The organism is Xanthomonas pisi DSM 18956, from assembly GCF_001010415.1.
GTDB classification, from domain to species: domain Bacteria; phylum Pseudomonadota; class Gammaproteobacteria; order Xanthomonadales; family Xanthomonadaceae; genus Xanthomonas; species Xanthomonas pisi.
On sequence record NZ_JPLE01000297.1, the window covers coordinates 1 to 339 of the forward strand.

The 339-nt window shown below is 45.7% G+C and carries 1 protein-coding gene; it reads right to left on the reverse strand.

Translation table 11 applies throughout. The annotated features are described in order from the left end of the window. On the reverse strand, positions 1-242 hold a 242-nt coding region (locus Y887_RS21200; protein ID WP_211257034.1), incomplete at its 3' end, for a hypothetical protein. Positions 243-339: the final 97 nt, after the last annotated feature.

Genomic DNA, 339 nt, shown 5'->3' on the forward strand with positions numbered 1-339 from the left:
ATTACGTTTAACGCCATATGGGCTGGCATTACAACCTTTGCCGCCTGTAAATTGCTTACTGATGACGTGCTTGATACTTCGACAACCTGCATGGCTGTACCAGCAAGAGGGAATTGAGTTGTTTCTGCTGGGGATGTTATTTCTGCAGAAACAGGTGAAAGCCTTGTCCAGACAGGAAGACCTGTTGACTCATTCGTTATGGTCAAAGATTGACCAGAAAGCAGAATCGAAACGAAGTCCATCAGAACATCCCCTTGATACCATTCATCACCTTTGTAGCGACGCCAGTGACGCTGGCAGAAGTTTCTTTTATGTATGCAATGCCGCGCTCTATTACTG